This is a genomic window from Terrabacter sp. 01T434, assembly GCF_056398545.1.
Map to the genome: position 1 here is coordinate 992,665 of NZ_JBFTPP010000001.1, position 26,568 is coordinate 1,019,232.

26 protein-coding genes are annotated in these 26,568 nt (G+C 71.7%); 19 read left to right on the forward strand and 7 right to left on the reverse strand.

The annotated features are described in order from the left end of the window. Nucleotides 1-35 precede the first annotated feature (35 nt). Nucleotides 36-995 (forward strand): DNA polymerase III subunit delta, encoded by a 960-nt coding sequence (gene holA / locus AC1DIW_RS04695; protein WP_442279074.1) that lies wholly within the window; start codon nt 36-38, stop codon nt 993-995. Between the two features lie 226 nt (nt 996-1,221). After that, on the forward strand, nt 1,222-1,482 hold the full coding sequence (rpsT, locus tag AC1DIW_RS04700; protein WP_478085219.1) for a 30S ribosomal protein S20: 261 nt from the start codon (nt 1,222-1,224) through the stop codon (nt 1,480-1,482). Between the two features lie 29 nt (nt 1,483-1,511). Here the strand turns inward: rpsT and AC1DIW_RS04705 are convergent, their stop codons facing one another. Continuing rightward, on the reverse strand, nt 1,512-2,105 hold the full coding sequence (locus tag AC1DIW_RS04705; RefSeq protein WP_478106638.1) for a type II toxin-antitoxin system PemK/MazF family toxin: 594 nt from the start codon (nt 2,103-2,105) through the stop codon (nt 1,512-1,514). A 137-nt stretch (nt 2,106-2,242) separates the two neighbouring features. Here AC1DIW_RS04705 and AC1DIW_RS04710 point away from each other — a divergent pair, with 137 nt between their 5' ends. Next, on the forward strand, nt 2,243-3,481 hold the full coding sequence (locus AC1DIW_RS04710; RefSeq protein ID WP_478106639.1) for an MFS transporter: 1,239 nt from the start codon (nt 2,243-2,245) through the stop codon (nt 3,479-3,481). Between the two features lie 36 nt (nt 3,482-3,517). On the opposite strand, the gene AC1DIW_RS04715 is transcribed toward AC1DIW_RS04710, so the two are convergent. Next, nucleotides 3,518-4,591 carry a M48 family metallopeptidase gene (locus tag AC1DIW_RS04715; protein ID WP_478106640.1) on the reverse strand — a complete coding sequence of 358 codons (1,074 nt, stop codon included), beginning with the start codon at nt 4,589-4,591 and terminating at the stop codon, nt 3,518-3,520. 209 nt (nt 4,592-4,800) lie between these two features. On the opposite strand from AC1DIW_RS04715, the gene lepA reads away from it, so the two are divergent. Then, on the forward strand, nt 4,801-6,645 hold the full coding sequence (gene lepA, locus AC1DIW_RS04720; protein WP_442279079.1) for a translation elongation factor 4: 1,845 nt from the start codon (nt 4,801-4,803) through the stop codon (nt 6,643-6,645). Nucleotides 6,646-6,783: 138 nt separating this feature from the next. Here the strand turns inward: lepA and AC1DIW_RS04725 are convergent, their stop codons facing one another. Continuing rightward, nucleotides 6,784-7,605, reverse strand: a complete 822-nt coding sequence (locus AC1DIW_RS04725; protein ID WP_478106641.1) for a tyrosine-protein phosphatase — start codon at nt 7,603-7,605, stop codon at nt 6,784-6,786. A 96-nt stretch (nt 7,606-7,701) separates the two neighbouring features. On the opposite strand from AC1DIW_RS04725, the gene AC1DIW_RS04730 reads away from it, so the two are divergent. Beyond that, nucleotides 7,702-8,973: an MFS transporter gene (locus tag AC1DIW_RS04730; protein ID WP_478106642.1), complete on the forward strand. Its 1,272-nt coding sequence runs from the start codon at nt 7,702-7,704 to the stop codon at nt 8,971-8,973. A 39-nt stretch (nt 8,974-9,012) separates the two neighbouring features. On the opposite strand, the gene AC1DIW_RS04735 is transcribed toward AC1DIW_RS04730, so the two are convergent. Continuing rightward, the gene (locus AC1DIW_RS04735) at nt 9,013-9,735 is read right to left on the reverse strand and encodes a peptidylprolyl isomerase (RefSeq protein WP_478106643.1); all 723 of its coding nucleotides are present in this window, start codon (nt 9,733-9,735) and stop codon (nt 9,013-9,015) included. A gap of 55 nt (nt 9,736-9,790) precedes the next feature. Here AC1DIW_RS04735 and hemW point away from each other — a divergent pair, with 55 nt between their 5' ends. Next, complete coding sequence (gene hemW / locus AC1DIW_RS04740; RefSeq protein WP_478106644.1) at nt 9,791-11,026, forward strand: radical SAM family heme chaperone HemW; 1,236 nt, start codon at nt 9,791-9,793, stop codon at nt 11,024-11,026. Nucleotides 11,027-11,049: 23 nt separating this feature from the next. After that, nucleotides 11,050-12,504 carry an aldehyde dehydrogenase family protein gene (locus AC1DIW_RS04745; protein WP_478106645.1) on the forward strand — a complete coding sequence of 485 codons (1,455 nt, stop codon included), beginning with the start codon at nt 11,050-11,052 and terminating at the stop codon, nt 12,502-12,504. Between the two features lie 19 nt (nt 12,505-12,523). On the opposite strand, the gene AC1DIW_RS04750 is transcribed toward AC1DIW_RS04745, so the two are convergent. Next, nucleotides 12,524-13,408, reverse strand: a complete 885-nt coding sequence (locus tag AC1DIW_RS04750) for a DUF3097 domain-containing protein (protein ID WP_478106646.1) — start codon at nt 13,406-13,408, stop codon at nt 12,524-12,526. Nucleotides 13,409-13,648: 240 nt separating this feature from the next. Here AC1DIW_RS04750 and hrcA point away from each other — a divergent pair, with 240 nt between their 5' ends. The 3 genes from hrcA to AC1DIW_RS04765 all read left to right on the forward strand — a co-directional run bounded on the left by hrcA (nt 13,649) and on the right by AC1DIW_RS04765 (nt 16,667). Beyond that, complete coding sequence (hrcA, locus tag AC1DIW_RS04755; protein WP_442279088.1) at nt 13,649-14,692, forward strand: heat-inducible transcriptional repressor HrcA; 1,044 nt, start codon at nt 13,649-13,651, stop codon at nt 14,690-14,692. 79 nt (nt 14,693-14,771) lie between these two features. Next, a complete protein-coding gene (gene dnaJ, locus AC1DIW_RS04760; RefSeq protein WP_442279089.1) occupies nt 14,772-15,905 on the forward strand; it encodes a molecular chaperone DnaJ in 1,134 nt (377 codons plus the stop codon). Between the two features lie 18 nt (nt 15,906-15,923). Then, nucleotides 15,924-16,667, forward strand: a complete 744-nt coding sequence (locus tag AC1DIW_RS04765; protein ID WP_478106647.1) for a 16S rRNA (uracil(1498)-N(3))-methyltransferase — start codon at nt 15,924-15,926, stop codon at nt 16,665-16,667. 57 nt (nt 16,668-16,724) lie between these two features. Here AC1DIW_RS04765 and AC1DIW_RS04770 read toward each other — a convergent pair whose 3' ends face one another. Both AC1DIW_RS04770 and AC1DIW_RS04775 read right to left on the reverse strand, forming a co-directional pair. Next, complete coding sequence (locus AC1DIW_RS04770) at nt 16,725-17,936, reverse strand: Gmad2 immunoglobulin-like domain-containing protein (protein WP_478106648.1); 1,212 nt, start codon at nt 17,934-17,936, stop codon at nt 16,725-16,727. Beyond that, a complete protein-coding gene (locus AC1DIW_RS04775) occupies nt 17,933-18,541 on the reverse strand; it encodes a SigE family RNA polymerase sigma factor (RefSeq protein ID WP_442279091.1) in 609 nt (202 codons plus the stop codon). Before AC1DIW_RS04775 ends, AC1DIW_RS04770 begins: the two co-directional genes overlap by 4 nt. A 102-nt stretch (nt 18,542-18,643) precedes the next feature. Between AC1DIW_RS04775 and AC1DIW_RS04780 the strand changes: the two genes are divergently transcribed. The 9 genes from AC1DIW_RS04780 to AC1DIW_RS04820 all read left to right on the forward strand — a co-directional run bounded on the left by AC1DIW_RS04780 (nt 18,644) and on the right by AC1DIW_RS04820 (nt 26,432). Beyond that, nucleotides 18,644-19,003 (forward strand): histidine triad nucleotide-binding protein, encoded by a 360-nt coding sequence (locus AC1DIW_RS04780; protein ID WP_442279092.1) that lies wholly within the window; start codon nt 18,644-18,646, stop codon nt 19,001-19,003. Beyond that, nucleotides 19,000-20,526: a S10 family peptidase gene (locus AC1DIW_RS04785; RefSeq protein ID WP_442279093.1), complete on the forward strand. Its 1,527-nt coding sequence runs from the start codon at nt 19,000-19,002 to the stop codon at nt 20,524-20,526. The genes AC1DIW_RS04780 and AC1DIW_RS04785 overlap by 4 nt, the downstream gene beginning before the upstream one ends. A gap of 13 nt (nt 20,527-20,539) precedes the next feature. Continuing rightward, a complete protein-coding gene (locus tag AC1DIW_RS04790; RefSeq protein WP_442279094.1) occupies nt 20,540-21,700 on the forward strand; it encodes a PhoH family protein in 1,161 nt (386 codons plus the stop codon). Beyond that, nucleotides 21,697-22,164 (forward strand): rRNA maturation RNase YbeY, encoded by a 468-nt coding sequence (gene ybeY, locus AC1DIW_RS04795; RefSeq protein WP_442279095.1) that lies wholly within the window; start codon nt 21,697-21,699, stop codon nt 22,162-22,164. Before AC1DIW_RS04790 ends, ybeY begins: the two co-directional genes overlap by 4 nt. Before the next feature lie 19 nt (nt 22,165-22,183). Beyond that, the gene (locus tag AC1DIW_RS04800; protein WP_442279096.1) at nt 22,184-23,497 is read left to right on the forward strand and encodes a hemolysin family protein; all 1,314 of its coding nucleotides are present in this window, start codon (nt 22,184-22,186) and stop codon (nt 23,495-23,497) included. A 19-nt stretch (nt 23,498-23,516) separates the two neighbouring features. Then, nucleotides 23,517-24,446, forward strand: a complete 930-nt coding sequence (gene era / locus AC1DIW_RS04805) for a GTPase Era (RefSeq protein ID WP_478106712.1) — start codon at nt 23,517-23,519, stop codon at nt 24,444-24,446. Nucleotides 24,447-24,510: 64 nt separating this feature from the next. Continuing rightward, nucleotides 24,511-24,876, forward strand: coding sequence for a VOC family protein (locus AC1DIW_RS04810; RefSeq protein WP_442279097.1), 366 nt, complete (start codon nt 24,511-24,513; stop codon nt 24,874-24,876). Nucleotides 24,877-24,915: 39 nt separating this feature from the next. Beyond that, nucleotides 24,916-25,059 carry a hypothetical protein gene (locus tag AC1DIW_RS04815; protein ID WP_442279098.1) on the forward strand — a complete coding sequence of 48 codons (144 nt, stop codon included), beginning with the start codon at nt 24,916-24,918 and terminating at the stop codon, nt 25,057-25,059. After that, nucleotides 25,056-26,432: a hypothetical protein gene (locus AC1DIW_RS04820; protein WP_478106649.1), complete on the forward strand. Its 1,377-nt coding sequence runs from the start codon at nt 25,056-25,058 to the stop codon at nt 26,430-26,432. The genes AC1DIW_RS04815 and AC1DIW_RS04820 overlap by 4 nt, the downstream gene beginning before the upstream one ends. Nucleotides 26,433-26,568 lie beyond the last annotated feature (136 nt).

The following is a 26,568-nucleotide window of genomic DNA, read 5'->3' on the forward strand; positions in this document are numbered from 1 at the left end:
GCCGGCTGTCGGGCCCGCATGGCAGAGTTGACGCCATGACCGACCCGGCCGTTCCGCCCTTCGTGCTCGTGACCGGACCGGAGGGCGTGCTGGTCGAGCGCGCCGTCGCCGGGGTGCTCGTCGCCGGCAAGGAGGCCGACGTCGAGGTCATCCGCATCGACCCTGCGACCTACGAGTCCGGGGCCCTGCAGATGCATGCCAGCCCGTCCCTGTTCGGCGGCGCCAAGACCATCGTCGTGCGCGACCTGCACGAGTCGTCGGACGAGCTCCAGCTCGACCTGCTCTCGCTCCTCGCGGCGCCCGACCCCGACCTCGGTCTCGTCGTCGCCCACGGTGGGGGCATGAAGGGCAAGAAGGTCCTCGACACCATGAAGAAGGCCGGCGCCCGGGTCATCGAGTGCCCGGCCATCAAGACCGACCGCGACAAGACCGACTTCGTCATGAAGGAGTTCGCGGCCGCCCGGCGCAAGATCACGAGCGAAGGGGTGCGCGCCCTGGTCGAGGCCGTCGGCAAGGACGTGCGAGAGCTCGCCGCGGCCTGCTCGCAGCTCGTCTCCGACACCGAGGGCACGATCGACGACGCCGTCGTCGACACCTACCACGGGGGCAAGGTGGAGGCCACGGGCTTCCGGGTCGCCGACGCGACGGTGGCGGGCCAGTCGGGAGAGGCCCTGCGCCTGCTCCGTCACGCCATCGCCACCGGCGTCGACCCCGTGCCCATCGTGGCCGTCATCGCCTCCCAGCTGCGCCAGCTCATCAAGGTCGGCGCCGCCGGGCGAGGCAGCTCCGCCCAGCTGGCCAAGAGCCTCGGCATGGCTCCGTGGCAGGTCGACAAGGCACGTCGGGCCGTCGGTCACTGGAGCGCCGACGGCCTCGCCGTCGCGGTCCAGGCCGTCGCCGCTGCCGACTTCGAGGTCAAGGGCGGCGGACGCGACCCCGTGTATGCCGTGGAGCGGGCGATCCTGACCATCGCCCGTGCCCGCGCCGCGCGCTGAGTCGCACCCCCACGGAGTGGCCCGACGACCGCGCGGGACGGCATGCTCCCGGTTTGGTCGTGCGCACCGGCCGCTGGTAACTTTGACCCTTGCGTGCGCGCTCAGGTCGTGCGCGCACGTCTGCAGCATCCAGAGCTGCTCACGCAGGGTGTCCCCACGCCCGGTCCCGAGCAGCTTTGCCGCCCTCTAACGGCAACCATCCGACCGAACGAAAGAAACCATCAACGTGGCAAACATCAAGTCGCAGCTCAAGCGCATCAAGACGAACGCGACGCGCACCGAGCGCAACAAGGCCGTCAAGAGCGAGCTTCGCACGTGGGTCCGCAAGGTCCGTGAGGCCACCGCCTCCGGCGACAAGGACGCCGCTGCCGACGCCCTCAAGACCGCCTCGAAGAAGCTCGACAAGGCTGTCAGCAAGGGTGTCATCCACCAGAACCAGGCCGCCAACAAGAAGTCGGCGCTGGCGAAGAAGGTCGCGTCGCTCTGACGCACCACCCTTTCGCGTGAGCGGGCCCGTCACCTCGTGGTGACGGGCCCGCTCTGCGTCCGGAGGGGGTCAGGGAGCCTCAGCCCGCGTGCAGGGGCGCGTGCCGCAGCGACAACCTGGTCGTAGCGCTCGCGGGGGAGCACGGCACCCTCGCGGCGCACCCCGTCGGGGTCCACCCGGACCAGGCGGTTGACCCGCACCTCGCTGGGACGACCACGGCCGTCCCAGGCGCCGGTGCCGATGTCGACCCACTCGCGGCCCGAGCGTCGCTCCTGCTGCTCGTCCCGGTCGTGGTCCTTGCTCGTCAGGGGCAGCGCCACGAGCCAGTCGCCGTCGCGCCCGACGACGAGCACGGGGCGGTCCTTGCCCTGGCTGTGGTCCTCCTCGTAGGGCACCCACGTCCAGACGATCTCGCCCGGGTCCGGCCGGCCATCCGGCCGTGGCGCGTACGTCGTGTCGGGCAGCCGCGTCGCGTCACCGGGATAGGCCGCGCCCGGGTGGGCGACCGACCGCCCGGCCGGTGGGTTGCTCGGCGGGATGGTCAGTCGGGCGCGGGTGGGGGAGGAGGCGCCGCGCACGATGCCACGGAGTCGGCCGAGGAGACGCTCGAAGGTGCTGGACATGGGAATCACCGTAGCCGCGCCGCCGTTACCGTTGGGGTCCGAGACCGGGTCGACGGCGATCCGCACCACGCCACCTGCCACCACGCCGGTGCCACCACCGTGGCCGCCGATCGAACGACCCAACCCGGAGAACCTCTGTGAGCCCCGCCAGACGCCGCACGACCCTCGCCATCCTCGCGCTCGCCGTGGGAGGTTTCGCCATCGGCACCACCGAGTTCGTGACGATGGGCCTGCTGCCGCAGATCGCCGAGGGCACCGGTGTCGACATCGCCACGGCAGGCCACTACGTCTCGGCCTACGCGCTCGGCGTCGTCGTCGGGGCACCGCTCATCGCCGTCGCCGCGGCCAAGGTCCCGCGCAAGGGACTGCTCATGGGCCTGATGGGCTTCTTCGCCGTCGCGCACCTCGCCATCCTCGCGGCGGACAGCTACCCCACCGTCATGGCGGCTCGGTTCCTCGCCGGCCTGCCGCACGGTGCCTTCTTCGGGATCGGCTCGGTCGTGGCTGCCTCCCTCGTGTCCCACCACCGCCGCACCGCCGCGGTGGCGGCCATCCTCGGCGGCCTCGGGGTCGCGAACGTCGTCGGGGTGCCTGTCGCGACGCTGCTGGGCCAGCGGTTCTCCTGGCACCTGCCCTACGTCCTCGTCGGCGCCATCGCGGCCCTGACCGTCGTGGCCATCGCGATCTTCCTGCCGCACCAGCCGCCGAGCGGCGAGGAGTCCATGCGGTCCGAGATGCAGGCCCTGCGCCGCGTCCAGGTATGGCTCGCCCTGCTCGTCGGCGTCGTCGGGTTCGGCGGCATGTTCGCGATGTACTCCTTCATCACGCCGACCATGACCGAGCTCGCCGGCCTGGACGAGCGCTACATCCCGTGGGTGCTGGCGGCATACGGCATCGGCATGGTCGTGGGGATGGTGCTGAGCGGGCGGATCGCCAACCGGGTCGGGGTGCTCAAGGGCATCATCGGCGCCCTCGGCCTCGTCGCCGTGCTCCTGGCCCTCTTCGGCTGGGCGGCGCACACCCTCTGGCTCGCCGTCGTCATGGTCTTCGTCCTGGGCCTGCTGCCCTCGATCGTCGTGCCGCTGCTCCAGACCCGCCTGATGGACGTCGCGCACGAGGGGCAGTCGCTCGCCGCAGCCCTCAACCACTCGACGCTCAACACGGCGAACGCGCTCGGTGCCTGGCTCGGCTCGATGGTGCTGGCCGCCGGGTGGGGCTACGGCGCGCCGAGCCTCGTCGGTGCCGGTCTGGCCGTGCTCGGGGTCGGGGTCGCGGTGCTCTCGGCGGTGCTCGAGCGTCGGTCGCGCGTCGTCGCGCACGGCTCCGACCGTCCGGTCGACCGGGCTGCTGTCGGCGCCGAGACCACCAACGCCTGACCTGAGAACGTCGGGCGACCCGCGGGCGCGACGCGGTCACTCGACTGACCGAGGCTCCCACCGTTCGTCGTCGTGACGTCCACCGTGCGCCGCTGTGCTCGACACGGCGCCGACCGGAGCCGCGTCCGGCGCGAGAGAGTCGGGTGGCCCCTGCTGGATCGCGGGGGCGTCCTCCGGGAGGGGCGTCGGGGCGAAACCAACCATGGCGGGCAGGGCGTACGCCCCCGGCGCGGCCGGCCGGCCCCAGAGCCACGGCTCCTTCGGACGCCAGAGCAGGCGGCCGGGACGGCGCCGGTCGCGCAGCGCGTGGATGCGCCACAGCAGCACCGGGTGGCTCGCGACGGCGTTGGTGACCCAGACGAAGAAACCCGGCTCGGTGACGGCACGGTCTGCCATCGCGTCCACGTCGACCGAGCGGCCGAGGTACTTGCCCCCGGCGAGGGTCGCCATGGCGGAGCGCGCACCCTGCGGCGCGAGCGCATGGCCGTAGTTGTCGGCGGTGAACTCCTGCGCCCGGTTCAGGGTCGAGCCGATGAGGGGGATCCACTGCGACGCGAACGTCCCGAGGACGCGCCAGTAGCTGACGTGCCCGGCGGCAATGTGCCCGACCTCGTGGGCGATGACGAAGCGCAGCGCGTCGGGCTCCCTCGCCGCGCCGCCGACCTCGAGCAGGTCACTGTTGATGAACACGAACCGGCGGAAGCCGTGTCCCGAGGCGGCGGCGTTGAGGACGCCGTTGCCGAGCACGACGTACGCGTCGGGGACGTAGGACAGGCCGGACCGGGCGGCCGCGTCGACGAGCATCGCATAGGCCTCGGGGAACTGCTCCGGAGCCAGCTTGATCCCGGAGAGCCGCTGCTGGGCCCACAGCTGTCCGCGCGCGAACCAGACGAGCAGCGGGGCGAAGATCAGCGCGAGGGCGTAGACGTCCGGGGTGCGCTGCTCGTCGATGGCGAGCGACACCTCGGAGAAGGCCGCGACGAGGAGCAGCACCGACGTCACGATGGCGACGACGAGCGTCACGATCTCGCGCGGGTGCCGCACGTAGCGGCGCAGCGGCAGGTGCGAGCCGGGGGCCACGGGCAGGACCTGCATCGGTTGGGCGCGCATGGCGGCCATTGTGCGTCACCGGGGCGCCCCGATGCGGAGGCAGGCCGGGGAGGCGTGAGCACCGGCACCCCAAAGCATGGGAGACTGTGCTGGTTGCGGCGGCGGCCCCGAGCGAGTCGAGTGACTCGAGCGCTGCCGACGCCGCTCACCCACCGACCAGCACCATCCCCGTCACCCTGACTCTGCGAGGTTCGTCCCACGTGTCGCCCATGGCCCGCTCCGCGTTGGCACCCAACGCAACGCCGCCGGACCTGATCCGCAACTTCTGCATCATCGCGCACATCGACCACGGCAAGTCCACGCTGGCCGACCGCATGCTGCAGCTGACCGGCGTCGTCGACTCGCGCGCGATGCGCGCGCAGTACCTCGACCGCATGGACATCGAGCGCGAGCGCGGCATCACGATCAAGAGCCAGGCCGTGCGCATGCCGTGGGAGCTCGACGGCACGACGTACGCCCTCAACATGATCGACACCCCGGGGCACGTCGACTTCACCTACGAGGTGTCCCGCTCGCTCGCGGCGTGCGAGGGCGCCGTGCTCCTCGTCGACGCAGCGCAGGGCATCGAGGCGCAGACCCTCGCGAACCTCTACCTCGCGATGGAGAACGACCTGACCATCGTGCCGGTGCTCAACAAGATCGACCTGCCGGCGGCCCAGCCGGAGAAGTACGCCGAGGAGCTGGCCAAGCTCATCGGGTGCGAGCCCGAGGACTGCCTCAAGGTGTCGGGCAAGACCGGCGCGGGCGTCGAGCCGCTGCTCGACACGATCGTGCGCGACCTGCCGGCCCCGGTCGGCGACCCCGCCGCGCCGGCCCGCGCGATGATCTTCGACTCCGTCTACGACACCTACCGCGGCGTCGTCACCTACGTCCGCGTCGTCGACGGCAACCTCAGCCCTCGCGAGAAGATCGTCATGATGTCGACGCGGGCGACCCACGAGCTGCTCGAGATCGGCGTCATCAGCCCCGAGCCGGTGCCTTCGAAGGGTCTCGGGGTCGGCGAGGTCGGCTACCTCATCACCGGCGTCAAGGACGTGCGCCAGTCGCGTGTCGGCGACACGGTGACCAACGCGAGCAAGCCCGCGACCAAGGACCTCGGCGGCTACCGGGACCCCAAGCCGATGGTCTTCTCCGGCCTCTATCCCATCGACGGGTCGGACTATCCCGACCTGCGCGACGCCCTCGACAAGCTCAAGCTCAACGACGCCGCGCTGGTCTACGAGCCCGAGACGTCGGCCGCCCTCGGCTTCGGTTTCCGCGTCGGCTTCCTCGGTCTGCTCCACCTCGAGATCGTGCGCGAGCGCCTCGAGCGCGAGTTCGGCCTCGACCTCATCTCGACGCAGCCCAACGTCGTCTACGACGTGACGATGGACGACGGCAAGGCCGTCCACGTCACCAACCCGAGCGAGTACCCCGACGGCAAGATCCGGGAGGTGAGCGAGCCGATCGTGCGCGCCACGATCCTCGCGCCGTCGGAGTTCGTCGGGGCGATCATGGAGCTCTGCCAGCAGAAGCGCGGCAACCTCCGGGGCATGGACTACCTCTCCGAGGACCGGGTCGAGATGCGCTACACGTTGCCGCTCGCCGAGATCGTCTTCGACTTCTTCGACCAGCTGAAGTCGCGCACCCGCGGCTACGCCTCGCTCGACTACGAGCCCGACGGGGAGCAGGTGGCCGACCTCGTCAAGGTGGAGATCCTCCTCCAGGGCGAGACGGTCGACGCGTTCTCGGCCATCGTCCACAAGGACAAGGCCTACGCCTACGGCGTCATGATGGCGAGCAAGCTCAAGGACCTCATCCCGCGCCAGCAGTTCGAGGTCCCGATCCAGGCCGCCATCGGCTCGCGCATCATCGCGCGCGAGAACATCCGCGCCATCCGCAAGGACGTGCTGGCCAAGTGCTACGGCGGCGACATCAGCCGCAAGCGCAAGCTCCTCGAGAAGCAGAAGGAGGGCAAGAAGCGCATGAAGATGGTCGGTCGGGTCGAGGTGCCGCAGGAAGCCTTCGTCGCCGCGCTCTCGAGCGACTCCGACCCGGGCAAGTCGAAGAAGTAGCCCCCACCGCCGTCGCCGCGAGTCGTACCGTGGTGGCGTGGAGCCGACCACACCGCTGGGAGCTTCGGCACCCACTCCGGCTGACGGCATACGACCACTGGCGGCACGGGGCGCCTGGTCGAGGGTCGGCGCGGTGGCTCAGGCCCCGAGGAGCTTGTGCCGCATGCGGTCGGTGTCGGCGGCGGTCCAGCCCTGGGCGCGGAGCCAGCCGTGGACGCCGCCGTGTCGCTCGTCGAGCGCGCCGAGGAGCAGGCGCATCGTGTCGGTCGTCGGTGACTGCTGCGCCACCGTCTTGTCCTCGAGGTTGCGCGCGTAGGCCGGGCGGGAGCGCAGGCGGTCCATGATGGCCGACACCCGCTGCGCCGATGCCGCGAAGTCGGCGATGACGAGCTCGTCGGGCACGTCGACGACCTTGAGCGCGAGGCCGACGACGGTGCCCGTGCGGTCCTTGCCGGCGGCGCAGTGGACGACCGCGGCCCCCTCGCTCGAGGCGATGGCGTCGAGCGCGGCGACGACGGAGTCGGGGCGGCTGGCGAGGTAGCTGAGGTAGTGCTCCGACCAGAACCGGTCGTGGGCGCGGTCCTGGTCGGGATCGCGCCTCGCGGCCGTGAGCTCGCGCCGCTCGTCCGTCTCCCACGGCAGGGCCCGCTCGGCGGCCGGGATGCCCGACTCGTCGGTGTCCTCGCGGTAGAGGGTGTGGTGGTGGTGCGTGACGCCGGCGACGGCACGGAGGGGGCCGTCGCCCTCCTTGGCCAGCTCGACATGGGTGCGCAGGTCGACGATGTCGGTGACGCCGTAGCGGGTCACGAGCGTGTCGACGGCCTCGGGGGAGAGGTCCTGGAGGTTGTCGGAGCGCAGCAGCCGGCGGGGCCGGACCGTGTCGCCGTCGGCCGTCACCATGCCGCCGAGGTCACGCATGTTGACGACGCCGTCGAGCTCGATCCAGTTCGGGAGGTACACCCCTGCAGCGTAGGCGACGGGAGAAACGACATGGCGCGATAGGCCTACCGTCAGATATCTTGATGTCGAGAGAGTTGCTGACGAGGAAGAGGACCCGTGATCTCGAGCACGACCCCACCGCAGGCGCCGCCGACCCCACCCCTGACGCGTCGCGGCATCCCGGTGGACCGCGACCTGCGCATCCTCGCCCTGGGCTCGTTCGCCAACCGGTTCGGCGCCGGCGCCGTCCTGACGACGAGCGCGCTCTACTTCACCCGGCAGGTCGGCTTCAGCGCCACCGAGGTCGCCCTCGCGATGTCGGTCTCGGCGGTCGTGGGCATCGTCGTGCAGGTGCCCGCCGGCCACCTCGGCGACACCCGAGGCCCGCGACGGGTGCTCACGGCCTTCATGGCCGGGGCGGCCCTCTTCAGCGCGCCGCCGGTTCTCGCCACGACCCCCTGGGCGCTCGCGCTCCTGCTCGGCGTGCTCGCGTTCTTCGAGCGGGGCGCGGGAGCCGTCAACCAGGGCGTCATCGCCCAGCTCGCCACCGGTGGGCGCGGGGTGCTCTTCAAGGCCTACCTGCGTGCCGTCACCAACACCGCCCTCGGGCTGGGCTCGGTCTTCGGCGGCGCGGCCCTCGTCATCGACGAGCGATGGGCCTACGTCACCGTCTTCGTCCTCAACGCCGTCTTCACCGGGTTCGCCGCGTGGAACTCGACCCGACTGCCCGACATCGCACCGCACGCACGCGCGGCCGGCGAGCCGAGACTCGCCGTCGTCCGGGACTGGCCCTTCGTCGTCATCACCGTCATCACCGGGCTCTTCTCCCTCCACTTCTTCGTAATGGAGCTCGGCCTGGCGCTCTACGTCTCCGCCCACACCGCCGCCCCCACCGTCATGGTGGCGATCCTGCTCATCGTCAACACCGCGGCCGTCGCCCTCTTCCAGGTGCGGCTGTCCCGTCGCGCCGACTCCGTCGAGGCCGGTGCCCGGGCCCTCGTGCGAGGGGCGTGGTGGATCGCGGCCGGTTTCGCCGTCGTCGCGCTGGCCGACCGGGGCACCAGGTGGTTCGCCGTCGCCATCCTCGTCGTCGGGTCCCTCGTCCACGTCGTCGGCGAGATGATCGGGTCGGGAGGCCAGTGGGGCCTGCAGATGGGACTCGCGCCGCACGAGCGGCAGGGTCAGTACCAAGGCTTCGCCGGCCTCGGGTTCAGCGTGCTCGCCGTCGTCGCGCCCCCGGTCGTCACCTACCTCTGCGTCGGCCTCGGTGAGACCGGCTGGTTCGTCCTGGCCGCCTTCATGGTCGTCATCGCGCTCGTCTCGGTCCCGGCAGCGCGCTGGGCCCTGGCGTCGCGGGCTCGCTACGGGGTCACGACGCACTCGGGCTGACCCGGCTGCCTCCCGGCCCCCTCACCACGGCTCGAGGTGTCACAGGCGATGCACGTCGACGCTGAGCACGCTGACGGACAGGAACGGTGGGCCGTCCGACCTGAAGTCCTCACCGCCCCCGCTGACGATGTGTTGCACGACGTCCAGCCCCGAGTCGACGTGCCCGATGAGGGAGTAGACGGGTGACCCCGGGGCGACCGTGAAGTCGTGGTGGACGACGAAGAACTCGCCGGCGGTGCCGAGGAAGCCGTCGCCGCGGGCCATCCCGACGTCGCCGACGCGGTAGGTCTGGTCAGCCGGGACGTTCTCCAGCGGCAGGTCGTAACCCGGTTCGGCCGTGCTGCGCCCGCTCGGGTCCCCGCACTGGAGGAACGCCGTGGGTGCCGGTGGCGTGGTGAGCCGGTGGCAGACGCTGTCGGTCCAGTAGCCGGCCCGGGCCAGAGCGATGAACGAGGCGACGCTCCTCGGCGCGCGCTGCCCGTCGAGCCGCAGCGTCACGTCCCCGCACGTCGTGTGCAGGACGGCCCTCCAGTCCGAGCCGGCCGCCACGGACGCGGGCGGTGCGGTCGTGAACCTGGGGAAGGTCGCGCGTGGGGTCGGCGGGGACGCGCACGTCACGGCGACGGTGGGCGCCTGCGTGGGTCCGGCCAGCCGCTGCTGGTGGGTCAGCACGATCACGGACGCACCAACGGCGAGGCACAGCAGGGCCGTGCCCACGAGGAGCCACACGGTCCTGCGGCGCGCCGGCTGCGCATCCGCCATGAGGGCAGCGTACGACGTGGACCAGGCAGGGCTCCCGGGCTGGGAGAATGGAGGTATGCCGCCCTCCGCCCTCCCCGACGGCGACCCCGCTCCCAGCACGGGTGAGCTGCCCCCCGCGGCGCTCTCCGACCTGGCGTCGACCGATCTCGGCGTCTACGTCCATGTCCCGTTCTGCACGGTGCGCTGCGGCTACTGCGACTTCAACACCTACACCCTGACCGAGCTCGGCGGTCCCGGTGCCACCATCGGCATCGACACGTACGCCGACGCCGCCATCCGCGAGCTCGACCTCGCCCGCTCGGTTCTGGGCCGCGAAGCGCCAGCTGTGTCAACGGTTTTCGTCGGTGGTGGCACTCCCACCATGCTGAGGTCGGGCGATCTCGTGGCGGTGCTGGCCGGCATACGCGAGCGGTTCGGGCTGGCGCCCGACGCGGAGGTGACGACCGAGGCGAACCCGGACTCCGTGACACCCGACTCGCTGCGTGAGCTCGCCGACGGCGGCTTCACCCGCGTCTCGGTGGGCATGCAGTCGGCCGTGCCCCACGTGCTCCACACCCTCGAACGCACGCACGACCCCGACAACGTCGCGCGCGCCGTCGCGGCCACCCGGGCGGCCGGCATGCAGGTCAGCGTCGACCTCATCTACGGCACGCCGGGGGAGTCCCTGGAGGACTGGCGGCGCAGCCTCGAGGCGGCCGTCGCGCTCGAGCCCGACCACGTCTCCGCCTACGCCCTCGTCGTCGAGGAGGGCACGAAGCTGGCCGCCCAGGTGCGGCGCGGCGTCGTGCCCGCACCGGAGGACGACGACGAGGCCGACAAGTACGAGCTCGCAGACGAGCTGCTGTCGGCTGCCGGCTTCGGGTGGTACGAGGTGAGCAACTGGGCTCGCTCCGAGCAGCACCGCTGCCGCCACAACGTCGCGTACTGGGCCGGGACGAACTGGTGGGGCGTCGGTCCGGGCGCCCACAGCCACGTCGGCGGCGTGCGCTGGTGGAACGTCAAGCACCCGAGTGCGTATGCGGCTCGGCTCGGTGCGGGGGAGTCGCCCGCGCACGCGCGCGAGACCCTCACCGCGGACCAGCGCTACGACGAACGTGTGCTGCTCGGCACACGGCTCGTCGAGGGGCTCCCCGTCCAGGATCTGCGAGGATCGGGACGCACCGCCGTGGCCGGCCTCATCGCCGACGGTCTGCTCGACGGCACCGCCGCCCTGCGGGACTCCCGTCTCGTCCTGACCCGGCGTGGCCGACTGCTCGCCGACACCGTGGTGCACCGGCTCCTCGCCGACTGAGGGGCCACGACGAAGGAGGCCCCATGACGGAGACGGTGCGCGAGACCCGAGCAGCCGGGACCCCGGCGGAGGTGGTGGCGCGCGCGCGAGCCGCCTTCGACAGCGGGACCACCAAGCCCAGGCCGTGGCGGGTGGCGCAGCTGCGGGCCCTGCGCACGCTGCTCGTCGAGCACGAGCTCGAGGTCGCCGAGGCCCTGCACGCCGACCTCGGCAAGAGCGCCACGGAGGCGTGGATCACCGAGACCGGCTTCGTCGTCAGGGAGATCGACCACACGCTGCGCCACCTGCGCGCGTGGACGGCTCCGCGGCGCGTGCCCGTGCCACTCTCCCTGGCCCCCGGCCGGGCCAGGGTGGTGCGCGAGCCGCTCGGGGTCGTCCTCGTGATCGCGCCGTGGAACTACCCCGTGCAGCTGTGCCTGGCCCCGCTGCTCGGGGCCCTGGCCGCCGGCAACGCCGTCGTCGTCAAGCCGAGCGAGATCGCTCCGGCCACGTCACGGCTGCTCGCACGCCTCGTCCCGCGCTACCTCGACCGGTCGGCCGTCCACGTCGTCGAGGGCGGCGTCCCCGAGACCACCTCCCTGCTCGCCGAGCGCTTCGACCACATCTTCTACACCGGCAACGGCGCCGTCGGACGGATCGTCCTCGAGGCCGCGGCGCGCCACCTGACGCCCGTGACGCTGGAGCTGGGCGGCAAGTCGCCGGCCTACGTCGCCGACGACGCCGACCTCGCGGTGACGGCGCAGCGGCTCGTGTGGGGCAAGTTCACCAACGCGGGGCAGACCTGCGTGGCACCGGACTACGTCCTCGCGTCGCGCGCGACCCTCGAGGCGCTCAAACCGCTTCTCGCACAAGGGATCCGGTCGGCGTTCGGCGAGGACCCGTCTCAATCCACGGAGTACGGCCGCATCGTCAGCGAACGGCACTTCGAGCGGCTCACGGGGATGGTGGACCACGACCGCGTCGTGACGGGCGGTCGCTCGGACGCGTCCAGTCGTTACCTCGAGCCGACGGTCGTCGAGGTCGACGACCCGGACCATCCGGAGCAGCTCGTCATGCGCGACGAGATCTTCGGGCCCGTGCTGCCGCTCGTCGAGGTCGACGACCTCGATGCCGCGATCGCCTTCGTCAACGGGCGGGAGAAGCCGCTGGCGCTCTACGTCTTCACCTCCTCCAGCCGGGTGCGGCAGCGCTTCACGCGCGACACCTCCTCGGGTGCGCTCGCGTTCAACGTCCCGCTGGCCCACCTGGCCGTGCCCGGCCTGCCGTTCGGCGGGGTGGGTGCGAGCGGGATGGGCGCCTACCACGGTGAGCACTCGGTGGAGCTGTTCTCGCACGCCAAGTCCGTGCTGGCGATGCCCACGCGGCCCGACACGACGGTCTGGGTCCGGCCGCCGTTCACGGCCCTGAAGCAGCAGGTCATCGCCCGCGTCGCCGTCCCCGGCCGCCGACGCCGCAGCCCTGCGCCGCCGCCCGGATGACCTGAGGGGCCGGTGCTGCTCAGGCTGCGGGCTCGGTCACGAAGTCGATGAGCTCCTCGACGCTGGCGAGAAGGGTCGGCTCGAGGTCCGCGTAGGAGCGCACCGTCCCGAGGATGCGCTTCCACGCTCGGGCGATGTCGGCCTGGCTCGCGTGCGCCCACCCGAGCTCGGCGCAGATGCCGTGCTTCCACGAGGTGCCCCGCGGGATGACCGGCCACTGCTGCCAGCCGAGGCGCTCGGGGCGCACGGACTGCCACACGTCGACGTAGGGGTGGCCGAGGATCTTGACGTGCCGGGAGAGGCCGGGCAACGCCCGCGCCTGCTCGACGATGCGCGCCTCCTTCGTGCCCGGCACGAGGTGGTCGACGAGGACACCGAGCCGACGCCCGGGGCCGGGCTCGAACTCGGCGATGATGCCGGCGAGGTCGTCCACGCCGTCCATGAGCTCGACGACGACGCCCTCGACGCGCAGGTCGTCGCCCCACACCTTCTCGACGAGCTCGGCGTCGTGCCGCCCCTCGACGTAGATGCGCGAGCCGCTCGCCACCCTGGCGCGGGCGCCTTCGACCGCCACGGAGCCGCTCGCGGTTCGCGAGGCGGCGCGCCGTGCGTCGGCGAGGGCGGTCGCCGCAGCAGCCTGCGGCGGGGTGAGCGTCACTGGGGCCCCGTCGACGAGGAACCCGGGCCCGAGCGGGAACGCCTTGGTCCGTCCGCGACGGTCCTCGAGGTGCACGACGTGCATGCCGCCCGCCTTCTCGACGCGGACGACGGCGCCGACCCAGCCCGTCTCGACGTCCTCGACGACGAGGTCTGGCTCGGCGGGGATCGGGGTCGACCGGCCGCGCCTCGGGGCACGCCAGTCACCGCTGAGCACGTCGGATCCGTAGCGATCGTTGGGGGACACGACAAGCGAGGGTATGCCGCGGGCGTGCGACCGCGCGGACGCCACGCGGTGGCCGGCTGAGGCGCCGGGGTGACGCGGCTCGCACAGGAGGTGGGCACGGCACCCGGGTCCCGCCTACGGTGGGATGAAGTCGGAGATCGGCGGGGACACGACGTAGACTTGGCACTCGTCGATCGAGAGTGCCAGACCGGCGCAGACTGACGTGAGCCACACCCGTGCCAGACCCGTGAAGGAGGGACGATGAGCGAGGACCGAAGGTTGATGGTGTTGCGCGCGATCGTGCAGGACTACGTCCAGACCTCCGAGCCGGTCGGGAGCAAGGCGCTCGTCGAGCGCCACCACCTCGGGGTCAGCGCGGCTACGGTGCGCAACGACATGGCCCTCCTCGAGGAGGAGGGCCTCATCCATGCCCCCCACACCTCGGCGGGCCGGGTGCCGACCGACGCGGGCTACCGCGTCTTCGTCGACCGTCTCAGCGCCGTCAAGCCCCTCGGGTCGGGGGAGCGGCGGGCCATCGGCCAGTTCCTCCAGGGCGCCGTGGACCTCGACGACGTCGTCGACCGCACGGTGCGTCTGCTCGCGAGCCTGACGCGTCAGGTCGCGGTCGTCCAGTACCCGTCACTGACCCGGTCGACGGTGCGTCACATCGAGCTCGTCCCGATGGGCTCGTCGCACCTGATGATCGTCCTCATCGTCAACACCGGCCGTGTCGAGCAGCGCGTCGTCGACACCGGACGCGTCCTGTCGGACGCGACCGGTGAGGCCCTGGTCGCCTCCATCCGGTCACGCATCAACGAGGTCGCGGCGGGCGTCCCGTTCACCGTCGCCGCGACCCGGCTGCGACGCCTCGTGGGCGACGCCGACGATGCCGACCGCGCCGCCGTCGAGGCCGTCGTCTCCGCTCTCGGGGACGCCCTCGTCGAGGAGCGCGAGGAGCGCGTCGTCCTCGCCGGGCAGGCGAACCTCGCCCGGGCGGGCGCGGACTTCCCCCGCAGCATCGGACCGATCCTCGAGGCCCTCGAGGAGCACGTCACCCTGCTGCGCCTGCTCGGCCAGCTCACCGACGACCCCGAGCTCGTGTCGGTGCGCATCGGCTCCGAGAACCCCGTGACCGGCCTCCAGTCCACCTCGCTCGTGTCGATGGGCTACGGCTCCGGCTCCGAACGGGTGGCGAGCCTCGGGGTCCTCGGCCCGACCCGCATGGACTACCCCACGACGATGGCATCCGTCCGGGCCGTCGCCCGCTACGTGTCCGAGATCCTCGACGAGAACCAGGCCACCTGACCAGCACCACCTCGGCCAGTCCGCCGGTGCAGCGCCGCGCCGGAAACCGAAAGCACCACGTACCAAAAGGAATCCCAGCTTGAACGACTACTACGCCGTCCTCGGTGTCTCGCGCGACGCGAGCCAGGAGGAGATCAAGAAGGCCTACCGTCGACTCGCCCGCAAGCTCCACCCGGACGTGAACCCCGGTGCAGAGGCCGAGGAGGAGTTCAAGCGCGTCTCGCAGGCCTACGATGTGCTCTCCGACCCGCAGAAGCGCCAGTCCTTCGACATGGGCGCCGACCCGTTCGCCACGGGCGGCGGCGCCGGCTTCGGTGCCGGACAGGGCTTCTCGTTCAGCGACGTCATGGACGCCTTCTTCGGCGCGGGTGCCCAGGCCGGCACCCGCGGCCCGCGCTCGCGCGTCCAGCGCGGACAGGACGCCCTGGTGCGTCTGGACATCGACCTCTCCAAGGCGGTCTTCGGCTCCGAGGAGGAGCTGACCCTCGACACCGCAGTGGGCTGCACCCGCTGTGACGGGGACGGCGCCGAGCCCGGCACCGGACGCCAGACCTGTCCGATCTGCAAGGGCGCCGGCGAGGTCCAGCAGATCCAGCGCAGCTTCCTCGGCCAGGTCATGACCTCCCGCCCGTGCGTCAACTGCCAGGGCTTCGGCTCGACCCTCACCGACCCGTGCCACGACTGCTCGGGTGACGGCCGCGTGCGCACCCGCCGCTCGCTCAAGCTCAAGGTGCCGGCCGGTGTCGACACCGGCACGCGCATCCAGCTCACCGGTGAGGGGGAGGTGGGACCGGGCAACGGACCCAACGCCGACCTCTACGTCGAGATCCGCGTCGTCAACCACGACACCTACACCCGCCGTGGCGACGACCTGCACTGCAGCGTGGAGCTGCCCATGGCCGCGGCCGCGCTCGGCACGAGCTTCAAGCTGTCGACCTTCGACGGCATGCAGGACCTCGAGATCAAGGCCGGCACGCAGAGCGGTGACGTGCTCACCCTCCGCGGACTCGGCGTGACCCACCTGCGTCACGGTGGCCGCGGCGACCTGCTCGTCCACGCGACCGTGCAGACCCCGACCCGACTCACCGAGGAGCAGGAGGAGCTGCTCCGCCAGTTCGCGGCCCTCCGCGGCGAGGAGAGCCCTCAGGGACGGCTGACGCCGGCCAACAAGGGCCTGTTCGGCAAGCTGCGTGACGCCTTCAAGGAGAAGTGACCCCCACGTGAGCGCCCGGTGACCCACCAGCTCTTCCTCGGCGACCCGTCGGCGGTCGCCGAGGCCGTCGCCGGGTCGTCGCTGCTCCTCGACGGCGACGAGGGGCGTCACGCTGCGGCCGTCGTGCGACTGCGCCCGGGCGAGCGTTACTTCGTCGCCGACGGAGCGGGTCGCCGCGTCCTGCTCGAGGCGACGGACGTCGACCGGGCGTGGGTGCGAGGCCAGGTCCTCGACGTCACCGACGAGCCCGAGCCCCAGCCACGGCTCGTCCTGGTGCAGGCCCTCGCGAAGGGCGACCGCGACGAGCAGGCGATCGAGGCGGCGACCGAGCTCGGCGTCGACGAGGTGGTCCCGTGGCAGGCGGAGCGCTCCGTCGTCGTCTGGCGGGGCGACCGTGCGGCCAAGTCCCTCGCCAAGTGGCTCGCCGTCGTGTCCCGGGCGACCAAGCAGTCCCGCCGGGCGCGTATGCCGTCGACGTCCCCCGTGGTCGGTCTGGCTCCGCTCGTGGCGCGGGTGGCGGAGTCGGCGTGCACGCTCGTGCTCCACGAGGACGCCACCGAGCCGCTGGCGACGGTGGACCTGCCGGAGTCGGGCGACGTGCTCGTCGTGGTGGGGCCAGAGGGCGGGATCACCGACCGCGAGATCGAGGCGCTCACCGCCGCGGGGGCCCACGCCGTGCGCCTGGGGTCGACGATCCTGCGCGCGTCGTCAGCCGGTCCCGCGGCCCTCGCGGTCCTCAGCGCGCGCACCCGCTGGGCCTGACGGCATACGCCCGCCTCTCCTCGACCACGAGGCAGGGCGCGACGGTCGGTGCGCGGGTCAGCGCGCCGTGAAGGGGATGCGTTGCTCTGCCACCGTGGAGCCGTCGTTGGCGCTGGCTTCGAAGACGCGCAGCACGTAGGCGCCTGCCGTCAGCGACTGCTTCGTCGGGAAGGTGTACGAACCCCGGGCGGGGGCGCCCTGGGAGGCGGTGGTGAAGCCACTGTCGACGACCTTCCCGTCGCGCAGGAGCTGCCACTGGACGTTCGCCTCGAAGGTGCTGGCGACACCCGAGACGGTGAGGGGGGCGCCGGCCTTGACGACCGAACCCCGCCCCGGCTCGTCGACCCAGATCGGAGCGACCTGGCCGAGCACCTCGATCGGGTCGCTGGGCCGGGTGTAGGACGTCGACGCCGCGTGACCGGGCGAGACGTCGGCGCTGCCGTCGGCGAGCTCGAAGCGGACGGGCAGCGCGGAGCCGAGCGCCGCCTGCACCGTCCACACGAGCTGCTCCGCGGCGAGCGGAGTGGCATCCCGCGTGCCCGAGGAGAGGCGCACCGTGATGGAGGCGTCCCCGGCCGTCACCGACTCGGCGGTGACGCCGGTCCAGGCGGAGTGGTAGGAGCTGCCGGCCGGTGCCGGCCCCATGGCCAGCCGCAACGCGGCCACCGCGTTGCCCGACGGGACCGAGGGAGACGGGAGCCCGGCGGCGACGAACTCCCGGAAGAGCCGGATCTGGCCACTCCCCGCCGCGACCGGACCGAGGTAGTAGACGGGCACGCTCGCGGTCGTCGCAGCCGGCGGCGGGCCGCCCGTCGTCGCGGTCGGGGCGGGCGTGGTCGGCTGGGCCGCGGTCTGCGTCGGGACGCTCGACCGTCCGCTCGACGGGGTTGCGGACGACGCGCCGGGCGTCGGCGTCCCCACGGCGGTCGGCGTCGCGGCGACCGGCGGCGTCTGTGCCGGAGGACGGTTGACCGCCCACACCGTGCCGGTCACCAGCACGGCGGTCGCGGCCGCGGCAGCAGGCAGGATCCAGCGGTGGTGTCGGCTGCCGGAGCCCGACGAACGCGCCACGCTCGACGCCACGAAGCCGGTCCCGGTGCCGGCGTGACCCTCGTCGAGGATGGCGCCGAGCCGGTCGGTGGGCGTGATGGCGTTCGCCTCGTCCTCGAGCGAGCGGCGCAGCCGGTCCTCGACGAGGCGCAGGCCTGCGCCGTCGACGAACGGGTGGTCGGCGGGCGTCTCGCCGGGTCGCGACGGGTCGGTGTTCATGACAGCTCCAGGGGGTCGATGGTGCGGCGCAGGGCCGTCAGGCCACGGTGGGCGTGGGTCTTGACGGCGCCGGGGGAGATCTCGAGAGCGTGGGCGATCTGGGCTTCGGAGAGGTCGGAGTAGTAGCGCAGCACCAGCACCTCGCGCTGGCGCGACGGGAGGGCCCGCAGGGCGTCCATGACGGCGTGGCGCTCGGCCGAGTGCAGGACGTGCGTCTCGGCGCTCCCGTGGCTGCCCCGTCCCGGGGCGTCGGCCGCCGCCGCCTCCCGGAGGTTCTGGCGGTCGACGACGACGGCGTGCCGCTGCACGGACCTGCAGCCGTTCACGACGGAGGTCTGGAGGTAGCCGACGACACGTCCGCCGTCCCGGATCGAGGCCCAGCTGCGATGGGTCGCCACGAACGCGTCCTGCACGACGTCCTCGGCGGCGAGCTGGTCGCGCAGCAGGAGCCACGCGAGGCGCACGAGCCGGTGCCAGTGGGCCCGGTAGAGCTCGGTGATGGCCACGTCGGGGTCGGTGGGCAGCTCGGCCCCGACGTTCGGTTCGTTCGGGGCGCGGTCAGCGGCCCCCGAGGCCCCGGGGTCACTGAGCTGGCCGGACGGCATACCCAACGCTCTCACGGACAAATGACGCGCACCGCACCTCCATGGTTGACACGTCGACGTGGCAATCGTGCGGACCGTCCACGACGTGCCTAGGGTGCACTCATGACCTCGCAGACCCCGAGTGACTGCCTCTTCTGCAAGATCGTCGCCGGGGAGATCCCGTCCGACCGCGTCGCCGAGAGCGACCGGTCCATCGCCTTCCGCGACATCAACCCCGCGGCGCCGATCCACGTCCTCGTCGTGCCGAGGCGCCACGAGCCGACCGTCGGTGCGCTGGCGGCCGCATCGGGTGACGACCTCGCCGACGTCTTCCGCCTCGCCGCGCGCGTGGCCGAGGAGGAGGGCGTCGCCGACGCGCACCGGATGATCGTCAACACCGGCAGCGACGCCGGGCAGACGATCTTCCATGCGCACGTGCACCTCCTCGCGGGCGCGACCTTCACCGAGCGGGGGATGGTGTGAGCTCGGAACGCCCCACGGGCGACGACAAGCCGGCCACGACGGGGTCGGCCGCAGACGCCAAGGACACCGACGGCGAGGCGAAGCCGGTCGACCCCGTCGACGACCTCGTCACCACCCACCACACCCTCAAGGTCGGCCGCCGCACGCTGGGCTACACCGCGACGACCGGTCGCGTCGTGCTGCGCGAGGAGGAGCACAAGGACGGCACCTTCGGCGGGCACAAGGCCCGCGCCGAGCTGTCGATGACGAGCTACGTCCTCGACGACGCGGACGCCCGCACGCGGCCGGTCACCTTCGCCTTCAACGGCGGTCCCGGCAGCTCCAGCGTCTGGCTGCACCTGGGCCTGCTCGGCCCGCGCCGCGTCGTCAGCGGCGACGTCGGAGCCCTTCAGCCGCCCCCGTACGACCTCGTCGACAACCCGGAGTCGCTCCTCGCCGTCAGCGACCTCGTCTTCATCGACCCGATGTCGACGGGCTACTCGCGCGCCGTCGAGGGCGGCAAGCCGGGGGAGTACCACGGCTACCAGAAGGACGTCGAGTCCGTCGCCGAGCTGATCCGCCTCTGGACCTCTCGCAACGGTCGCTGGATGTCGCCGAAGTTCGTCGCAGGCGAGTCCTACGGCACCCTGCGCGGTGCGGCGCTGGCCGAGCACCTCCAGTCCCGCTACGGCATGTACCTCAACGGCCTCGTGCTCATCAGCAGCGTGCTCGACCTCAGCTCGGTCGACTTCGAGAACCAGCGCAACGACCGGGCCCACGCGCTCTACCTGCCGACGTATGCCGCCGTGGCCCACTACCACGGCAAGCACGGCCGGCGGTCGCTGCAGTCCGTCCTCGACGAGGCCCAGGAGTATGCCGCCCGCGACTACCCGTGGGTGCTCTCCCGGGGCAACCGCCTCACCAGGCGCGAGCGTGCCGAGGCCGTGGCGACGCTGGCCCGGCTCTCCGGCCTGACCGAGGACTACGTCGACCGGGCCGACCTGCGCATCGAGCACTGGCGCTTCTTCACCGAGCTGCTCCGCGACGACCGGCTGTCCGTGGGCCGGCTCGACGCCCGGTTCACGGGTCCGGCGGCGGCCGCCATCGCCGAGAACATGGACGCCGACCCGTCCCACGACGCCATCACCGGCCCCTACTCCGCGGCCTGGAACCACTACGTCCGTGACGAGCTCGGCTACGGCAGCGACCTGCACTACGAGCAGATCTCGCGCCTCGTGCACCCGTGGTCGTTCCATGACTTCGAGGGACGGCCCGTCGACGTGTCGCCCAAGCTCGAGCGCGCCATGCGCCAGAACCCGCACCTCAAGGTGCACATCGCGTACGGCTACTACGACGGTGCGACGCCGCACTTCGCGGCCGAGGACGTCGTGGCCCACCTGCAGCTGCCCGCCGACCGGCTCGCGAACATCGAGCACGCCTACTACGAGGCGGGTCACATGATGTACGTCCACGAGCCCTCCCGCGTCCAGCAGAGCAGGGACCTCGCCCAATTCGTGGTGAGGAGCTCGGGCCGCGCCACGTAGACTCGTCCCCACGATGAATGACGCGCAACCTCGACCATCCGAGACCGACAGCCCTGACGGCACCCAACACGCCGCAGGCGGCAAGACCGGGGGCGACGCCCCGGTGCTGACGCGGCAGATCCCGCCGCCGATCGAGATGGTGACCCTGCTCGGCGCCCGGGACGAGCTGCTCCGCACCATGGAGCGCCAGTTCCCGCTCGTCGACACGCACGTGCGCGGCAACGAGATGACGTTCGCCGGCCCCGCAGGCGAGCTCGAGATCATCGACTCGTTGCTCGACGAGCTGCTCGTCATCGTCGAGACCGGACAGCCGCTCAACCGCGACGCCGTCGAGCGCTCCATCTCGATGCTGCGGAGCCAGACCATCGAGCGTCCCGCCGACGTGCTGACGATGAACATCGTCAGCAGCCGTGGTCGCACGATCAGGCCCAAGACGCTCAACCAGAAGCGTTACGTCGACGCCATCGACCAGCACACGATCGTCTTCGGCATCGGTCCTGCGGGCACCGGCAAGACCTACCTCGCGATGGCCAAGGCCGTGGCAGCGCTGCAGGCCAAGCAGGTCAACCGGATCATCCTCACGCGTCCGGCCGTCGAGGCCGGCGAGCGACTGGGCTTCCTGCCCGGCACGCTCAACGACAAGATCGACCCCTACCTCCGGCCCCTCTACGACGCCCTGCACGACATGGTCTCGCCCGAGACGATCCCCAAGCTCATGGCGTCGGGCACCATCGAGGTCGCGCCGCTGGCCTACATGCGAGGACGTTCGCTCAACGACGCGTTCATCATCCTCGACGAGGCGCAGAACACCTCGAGCGAGCAGATGAAGATGTTCCTCACCCGCCTGGGCTTCGGCTCCAAGATGGTCGTGACGGGCGACATCACGCAGGTCGACCTGCCCGGCGGCACCCGCTCCGGCCTCAAGATCGTGCGTGACATCCTCGGCGACGTCGAGGACATCCACTTCGCCGAGCTGACGTCGCACGACGTCGTCCGGCACCGACTGGTCAGCGCCATCGTCGATGCCTACGAGCGCGACGACGCCCGTGGCCAGAAGCGCGCTCGTCGCCAGGGCAAGGACCCGGCAGGCGGGGCCACCGGGCCGCGACGCGCGGCCGGACGGCATACGCCCTCGGTGGACGCGACGCCCGACACGCAGGAGGACCTCGCGTGAGCATCGACGTGCTCAACGAGACCGACGCCGACGTCGACGAGCTCGAGCTGCTCGCCTGCGCCTCCTACGTCATGGAGCAGATGCGCGTGCACCCGCAGGCGGACCTCTGCATCAAGCTCGTCGACGAGGACGCCATGGAGGTCCTCCACGTGCAGTGGATGGACCTGCCCGGGCCGACCGACGTCATGAGCTTCCCGATGGACGAGCTGCGGCCCGGCCGGGAGGGGCAGGAGCCCGACGAGGGCACCCTCGGCGACATCGTGCTCTGCCCGTCCGTCGCGACGAAGCAGGCCCTCGAGGCGGGTCACGCGCCGATCGAGGAGATGCTGCTGCTCACCACGCACGGCATCCTGCACCTGCTCGGCTACGACCACGCCGAGCCGGACGAGGAACGCGAGATGTTCGAGCTGCAACGGCAGCTGCTCCTGACGTTCCTCGCCACGCGCAACCGCCCGAGCGCCTGACCGCGGACGAGAGACCGAGATGTTCCCGCAGTTTGCGCTCCCGGCGCTCGTCAGCATCGTCGTCGCGTTCCTGCTCTCGGCCGCCGAGGCCGCGATCTTCCGCATGTCGCGCGTGCGGGCGCAGGAGCTCTTCGACGAGGGCCGCTCTGGCGCCAGGTCGCTCATGACCGTGGTCGGCGACTCGCCGCCGTACCTGTCGGTGATCGCGTTCCTGCGTGTCGTCGCCGAGGCCACCGCCGCGGTCCTCGTCACCCTGGCCGTCGCCGGGGAGGTCCAGTCGACGTGGAGCCGCGCCCTCATCAGCATCGCGATCATGGCCGTCGTGTCGTTCGTCGTCGTCGGCGTCTCCCCGCGCACGCTCGGACGGCAGAACTACGACACGGTGGCCCTGTGGAGCGCGCCCTTCGCTGTCGGGCTGCGTCGCGTGCTCGGCCCCCTCGCCAAGCTCCTCGTCGTCCTCGGCAACGCGGTCACGCCGGGCAAGGGCTACACCGACGGGCCGTTCCAGACCGAGTCCGAGCTGCGCGACCTCGTCGACATGGCCGGCGACTCGGACGTCATCGAGGCCGACGAGCGCGAGATGATCCACTCCGTCTTCGAGCTCGGCGACACCCTCGCCCGAGCGGTCATGGTCCCGCGCACCGACATGGTCGTGCTCGACGCGGACAAGACGCTGCGCAGCGCGATGTCGCTCTTCCTCCGGTCCGGCTTCTCGCGGATCCCCGTCGTCGGCGAGGACAGCGACGACGTGCGCGGGCTGCTCTACTTCAAGGATGTCGCCCGCCGGCTCAACGCCGCCCCCGAGGACGGTCGGCACCCCGCCACCGAGGTGATGCGGCCCATGCACTTCGTGCCCGAGAGCAAGCCGGTCGACGACCTGCTGCGCGAGATGCAGCGCGACCAGAACCATTTCGCCATCGTCGTCGACGAGTACGGCGGCACCGCCGGGCTCATCACCATCGAGGACATCATCGAGGAGATCGTCGGCGAGATCGCCGACGAGCACGACCGTGAGGCACCCGGCGTCGAGCAGCTCGAGGACGGCACCCTCCGGGTCCCGGCCTCGATGGACATCGACGACCTGGCCGAGCTCTTCGACGTCACCATCGACGAGGAGGACGTCGACACCGTCGGCGGCCTCCTGACGAAGGTCATCGGGCGCGTCCCGATCGTCGGCTCGTCCGGTACGGTCGCTGGGCTGGAGCTCACGGCTGAGCGCATGGCCGGACGCCGCCACCGGGTCGCGTCGGTCATCGTGCACCGCGCGCCGGTGCCGGAGGACGACGCCGCACACATCGAGACGGAGGACGCCCATGGCCACTCAGGACGCTGACCCGACACGCGGCGACGGCATGGGGCACGGAGGTCGGTCGGAGGACTACCGCGCCGGATTCGCCTGTCTCGTGGGCCGGCCCAACGCCGGCAAGTCGACGCTGACCAACGCCCTCGTCGGACAGAAGGTCGCGATCACGAGCTCGAAACCGCAGACGACGCGGCACACGATCCGCGGCGTCGCCACGACTCCTTCGGCGCAGGTGATCCTCGTCGACACCCCGGGGCTGCACAAGCCCCGGACGCTGCTCGGGCAGCGGCTCAACGACCTCGTCCGCGAGACGCTCCTCGAGGTCGACGTCATCGGCTTCTGCCTGCCGGCCGACCAGCGCATCGGGCCGGGCGACACCTTCATCGCCAACGAGCTCACGGAGCTGCGCTCGCTGCGGCGCCGCCCGGTCGTCGCCATCGCCACCAAGGCCGACGCCGTCGACCGCGAGCGGCTCGCCGAGCACCTCATCGCCATCGACCAGCTGGGGGAGTGGGACGCGATCATCCCGTGCTCGGCCGTGTCGGGGAGCCAGGTCGAGGAGGTGCGGGACGTCCTCGCGTCCTTCCTGCCGCGGTCGCCCCAGCTCTACCCCGACGGCGTGCTCACCGACGAGCCGGAGATGGTGATGATCGCCGAGCTCGTCCGTGAGGCAGCCCTCGAGGGTGTGCGCGACGAGCTGCCGCACTCCCTGGCCGTCGTCGTCGAGGAGATGGTGCCGCGCGAGGGGCGACCGGAGGACAAGCCGCTGCTCGACGTCCGGGTCAACGTCTTCGTGGAACGCCCGAGCCAGAAGGCGATCGTCATCGGACGCGGGGGCTCCCGGCTGCGTGAGGTCGGCACGAACGCGCGCCGGGGCATCGAGGCGCTCCTCGGCCAGAAGATCTACCTCGACCTGCACGTCAAGGTGGCCAAGGACTGGCAGCGCGACCCCAAGCAGCTGCAGCGCCTGGGCTTCTGACGGGTCCTTGACCAGCGACCAGAGAGCTCGCGCTGGCAGGTTCGCCGCCCAGTAGGGTGCCTCGGTGAGCAGCCCGATCCAGAGCCGCGTCGGCCAGGTCTTCATCCCCGTCCGCGACATGGCGACCGCCGTGCCCTGGTATGCCGCCGTGCTCGGCTTCGAGCCCGGGGTCGCCTCCCACGAGGGCACCATCTACGACATCCCCACCGACGGCGAGACCCGGCTCGCGCTCGACGCGAACCGGCCCGCGTTCGACGCGTCGGGACCGCCGCGCTTCTTCCTCTGGACCGAGGACCTGGCGGCGGCGGTCGGCCACCTGCGGGACCTGGGTGTCACGATCACCTCCGACGTCGAGGACATCGGGAGCGTCCGCTTCGTCCAGTTCACCGACCCCGACGGGAACCTCCTCATGGTCTGCCAGCGCGCCTGACGTCTTCCACCGTCCTAGACTCCCGAGAAGGAGGCGGACATGTCGGAGACTGCTGCACACGACCACGAGCTGGAGGTCCTCGAGGAGGACCAGACGGTACCCCCGCGGCCCGAGGAACAGATCGCCGACGTCCGCGAGGACACCGCCGACGCCGACTCGCCCGACACCACGACGGCCCCGTGACAGGCGACCCGTGGGGTCGCGACGAGCCGCCGGCCGTAGCCGACGTCGACCTGCTGCCGCTGCCGCCGGCTCTGGCGGAGATCGAGGCAATGCTCGACAACGGTGAGGACCGGGTGCTCGCCCCCGGGGAGCGACACCTCCTCCCGGGGGTCGCAGACCTGCCCGAGGTGGCGGGCATGGCAGACGAGGGGTGGGAGCCCCTGCCCATCGGGTTCGCCGGCTGGGAGTGGGCGTTGCTCCCGGCGGTCTGGCCGCGCGAGCACCGACGGTGGGTGCGCGACCGGATGCCGAGGTTCGGGCTGATGTCCTGCGGCGACGACGAGACGCGGCTCGGTCCCGAGGCGGGGCGCGACACCCACCAGCAATGGCTGCTCGCCCGAATGGCCCGCTCCGTCGACCTTCCGCCGCCACCCCGCGAACGCATCTGGCTCCTGCGCTCTCCTTGGCCGTCCCTGCCGCTGTCGAGCCTGCTGCTGCTCATCGGACAGCACCGGGATCGGAAGGGGTTCGGCTGGGACGCCCTGGCCAACATGCGGGCGGCAGAGGACGTCCTGTCGCACACCGAGGACGAGGCCTGGGCGTCGTGGAACGGTCGGCAGGCCGACGCCGCGCGCGCCTGGCACGCGGAAGCGGCTCAGGACCCCCATGTCGGGCACTGGGTTCGCCTGGGGCTGGGCCCTGCCCATCTCCGCGCCCTGATCGCACCCCTGTCCGAGTGCGGGGCCGGGCTGACGCCCCTCCAGGCGCGGGAGTGGAGTGAGATCGTTTCCATGTCGGAGGCTCCGGGGGACGAGGTCGTGAGTCGTATCGTCGCGTGGCGACGGATCGGACTGCCGCCTGAGGCGCCGGTGGAGCGGCTTGCCGCCGTGCTCATCCAGCGGACACCTGTCGAGGTCACCCCTTGGCTCGAGGCAGGCCTCACCGTGGCCGATGTGGCCGTCTGGGAGGCCGAGGACCTGCCGCGGGCCGTGCGCTGGCGCGACGCGGGCTTCGGAGCCCGGGAGGCGAGGGAGCTCGTGCTGGCGGATCCGACCCTGACCCCCGAGGAGGCCCGCGGGTTCGTGGTCGCTGGTATCGAGCCGCACGCCCGGCAGCGGTGGGTTGCCGCCGGATTCTCGTCGGGTGAGGCACGGGCCTGGACCGACCTCGACATCGTCGCCTCGGAGGCCCGCGTGTGGCGTGCGGTCGGCCAGGGGCCTGACGAGGCCCGAACCCAGAGGGCATCGGGGGGCGGTGCATTGCCGACGGGCGTCGAGGTCGGATGGGCGGGTTTCGGATCGGGCCGCGAGGACGTCAACTACGGCGTGACTGATCCGCCCGGCACCCGTGGCAGCATCGCGACCGAGCGTCCAGAGGGCTTCGAGATCCGCTGACGAGACGGTCGTCTCATCATCCGGGCAGCGGTCCCGAGGGGTGGACGTGACCCGAGCACCCGGCATACGGTGAAGTCGTGCGAGCGGTGAGCCTCCTCCTTCTCTGCCGCGACGAGGCCTGATCCCGGCCCTCCTC

What these genes read in the sequence shown, in the direction of transcription:
- AC1DIW_RS04770 (WP_478106648.1), bottom strand. Translation starts at nt 17,936, where the DNA reads ATGAACACCGACCCGTCGCGACCCGGCGAGACGCCCGCCGACCACCCG.
- AC1DIW_RS04790 (WP_442279094.1), top strand. Translation starts at nt 20,540, where the DNA reads ATGAATGACGCGCAACCTCGACCATCCGAGACCGACAGCCCTGACGGC.
- AC1DIW_RS04705 (WP_478106638.1), bottom strand. Translation starts at nt 2,105, where the DNA reads ATGTCCAGCACCTTCGAGCGTCTCCTCGGCCGACTCCGTGGCATCGTG.
- holA (WP_442279074.1), top strand. Translation starts at nt 36, where the DNA reads ATGACCGACCCGGCCGTTCCGCCCTTCGTGCTCGTGACCGGACCGGAG.
- AC1DIW_RS04715 (WP_478106640.1), bottom strand. Translation starts at nt 4,591, where the DNA reads ATGCGCGCCCAACCGATGCAGGTCCTGCCCGTGGCCCCCGGCTCGCAC.
- AC1DIW_RS04735 (WP_478106643.1), bottom strand. Translation starts at nt 9,735, where the DNA reads ATGGCGGATGCGCAGCCGGCGCGCCGCAGGACCGTGTGGCTCCTCGTG.
- AC1DIW_RS04780 (WP_442279092.1), top strand. Translation starts at nt 18,644, where the DNA reads ATGACCTCGCAGACCCCGAGTGACTGCCTCTTCTGCAAGATCGTCGCC.
- hrcA (WP_442279088.1), top strand. Translation starts at nt 13,649, where the DNA reads ATGAGCGAGGACCGAAGGTTGATGGTGTTGCGCGCGATCGTGCAGGAC.
- lepA (WP_442279079.1), top strand. Translation starts at nt 4,801, where the DNA reads ATGGCCCGCTCCGCGTTGGCACCCAACGCAACGCCGCCGGACCTGATC.
- hemW (WP_478106644.1), top strand. Translation starts at nt 9,791, where the DNA reads ATGCCGCCCTCCGCCCTCCCCGACGGCGACCCCGCTCCCAGCACGGGT.
- era (WP_478106712.1), top strand. Translation starts at nt 23,517, where the DNA reads ATGGGGCACGGAGGTCGGTCGGAGGACTACCGCGCCGGATTCGCCTGT.
- AC1DIW_RS04745 (WP_478106645.1), top strand. Translation starts at nt 11,050, where the DNA reads ATGACGGAGACGGTGCGCGAGACCCGAGCAGCCGGGACCCCGGCGGAG.
- AC1DIW_RS04815 (WP_442279098.1), top strand. Translation starts at nt 24,916, where the DNA reads ATGTCGGAGACTGCTGCACACGACCACGAGCTGGAGGTCCTCGAGGAG.
- AC1DIW_RS04775 (WP_442279091.1), bottom strand. Translation starts at nt 18,541, where the DNA reads ATGCCGTCCGGCCAGCTCAGTGACCCCGGGGCCTCGGGGGCCGCTGAC.
- AC1DIW_RS04800 (WP_442279096.1), top strand. Translation starts at nt 22,184, where the DNA reads ATGTTCCCGCAGTTTGCGCTCCCGGCGCTCGTCAGCATCGTCGTCGCG.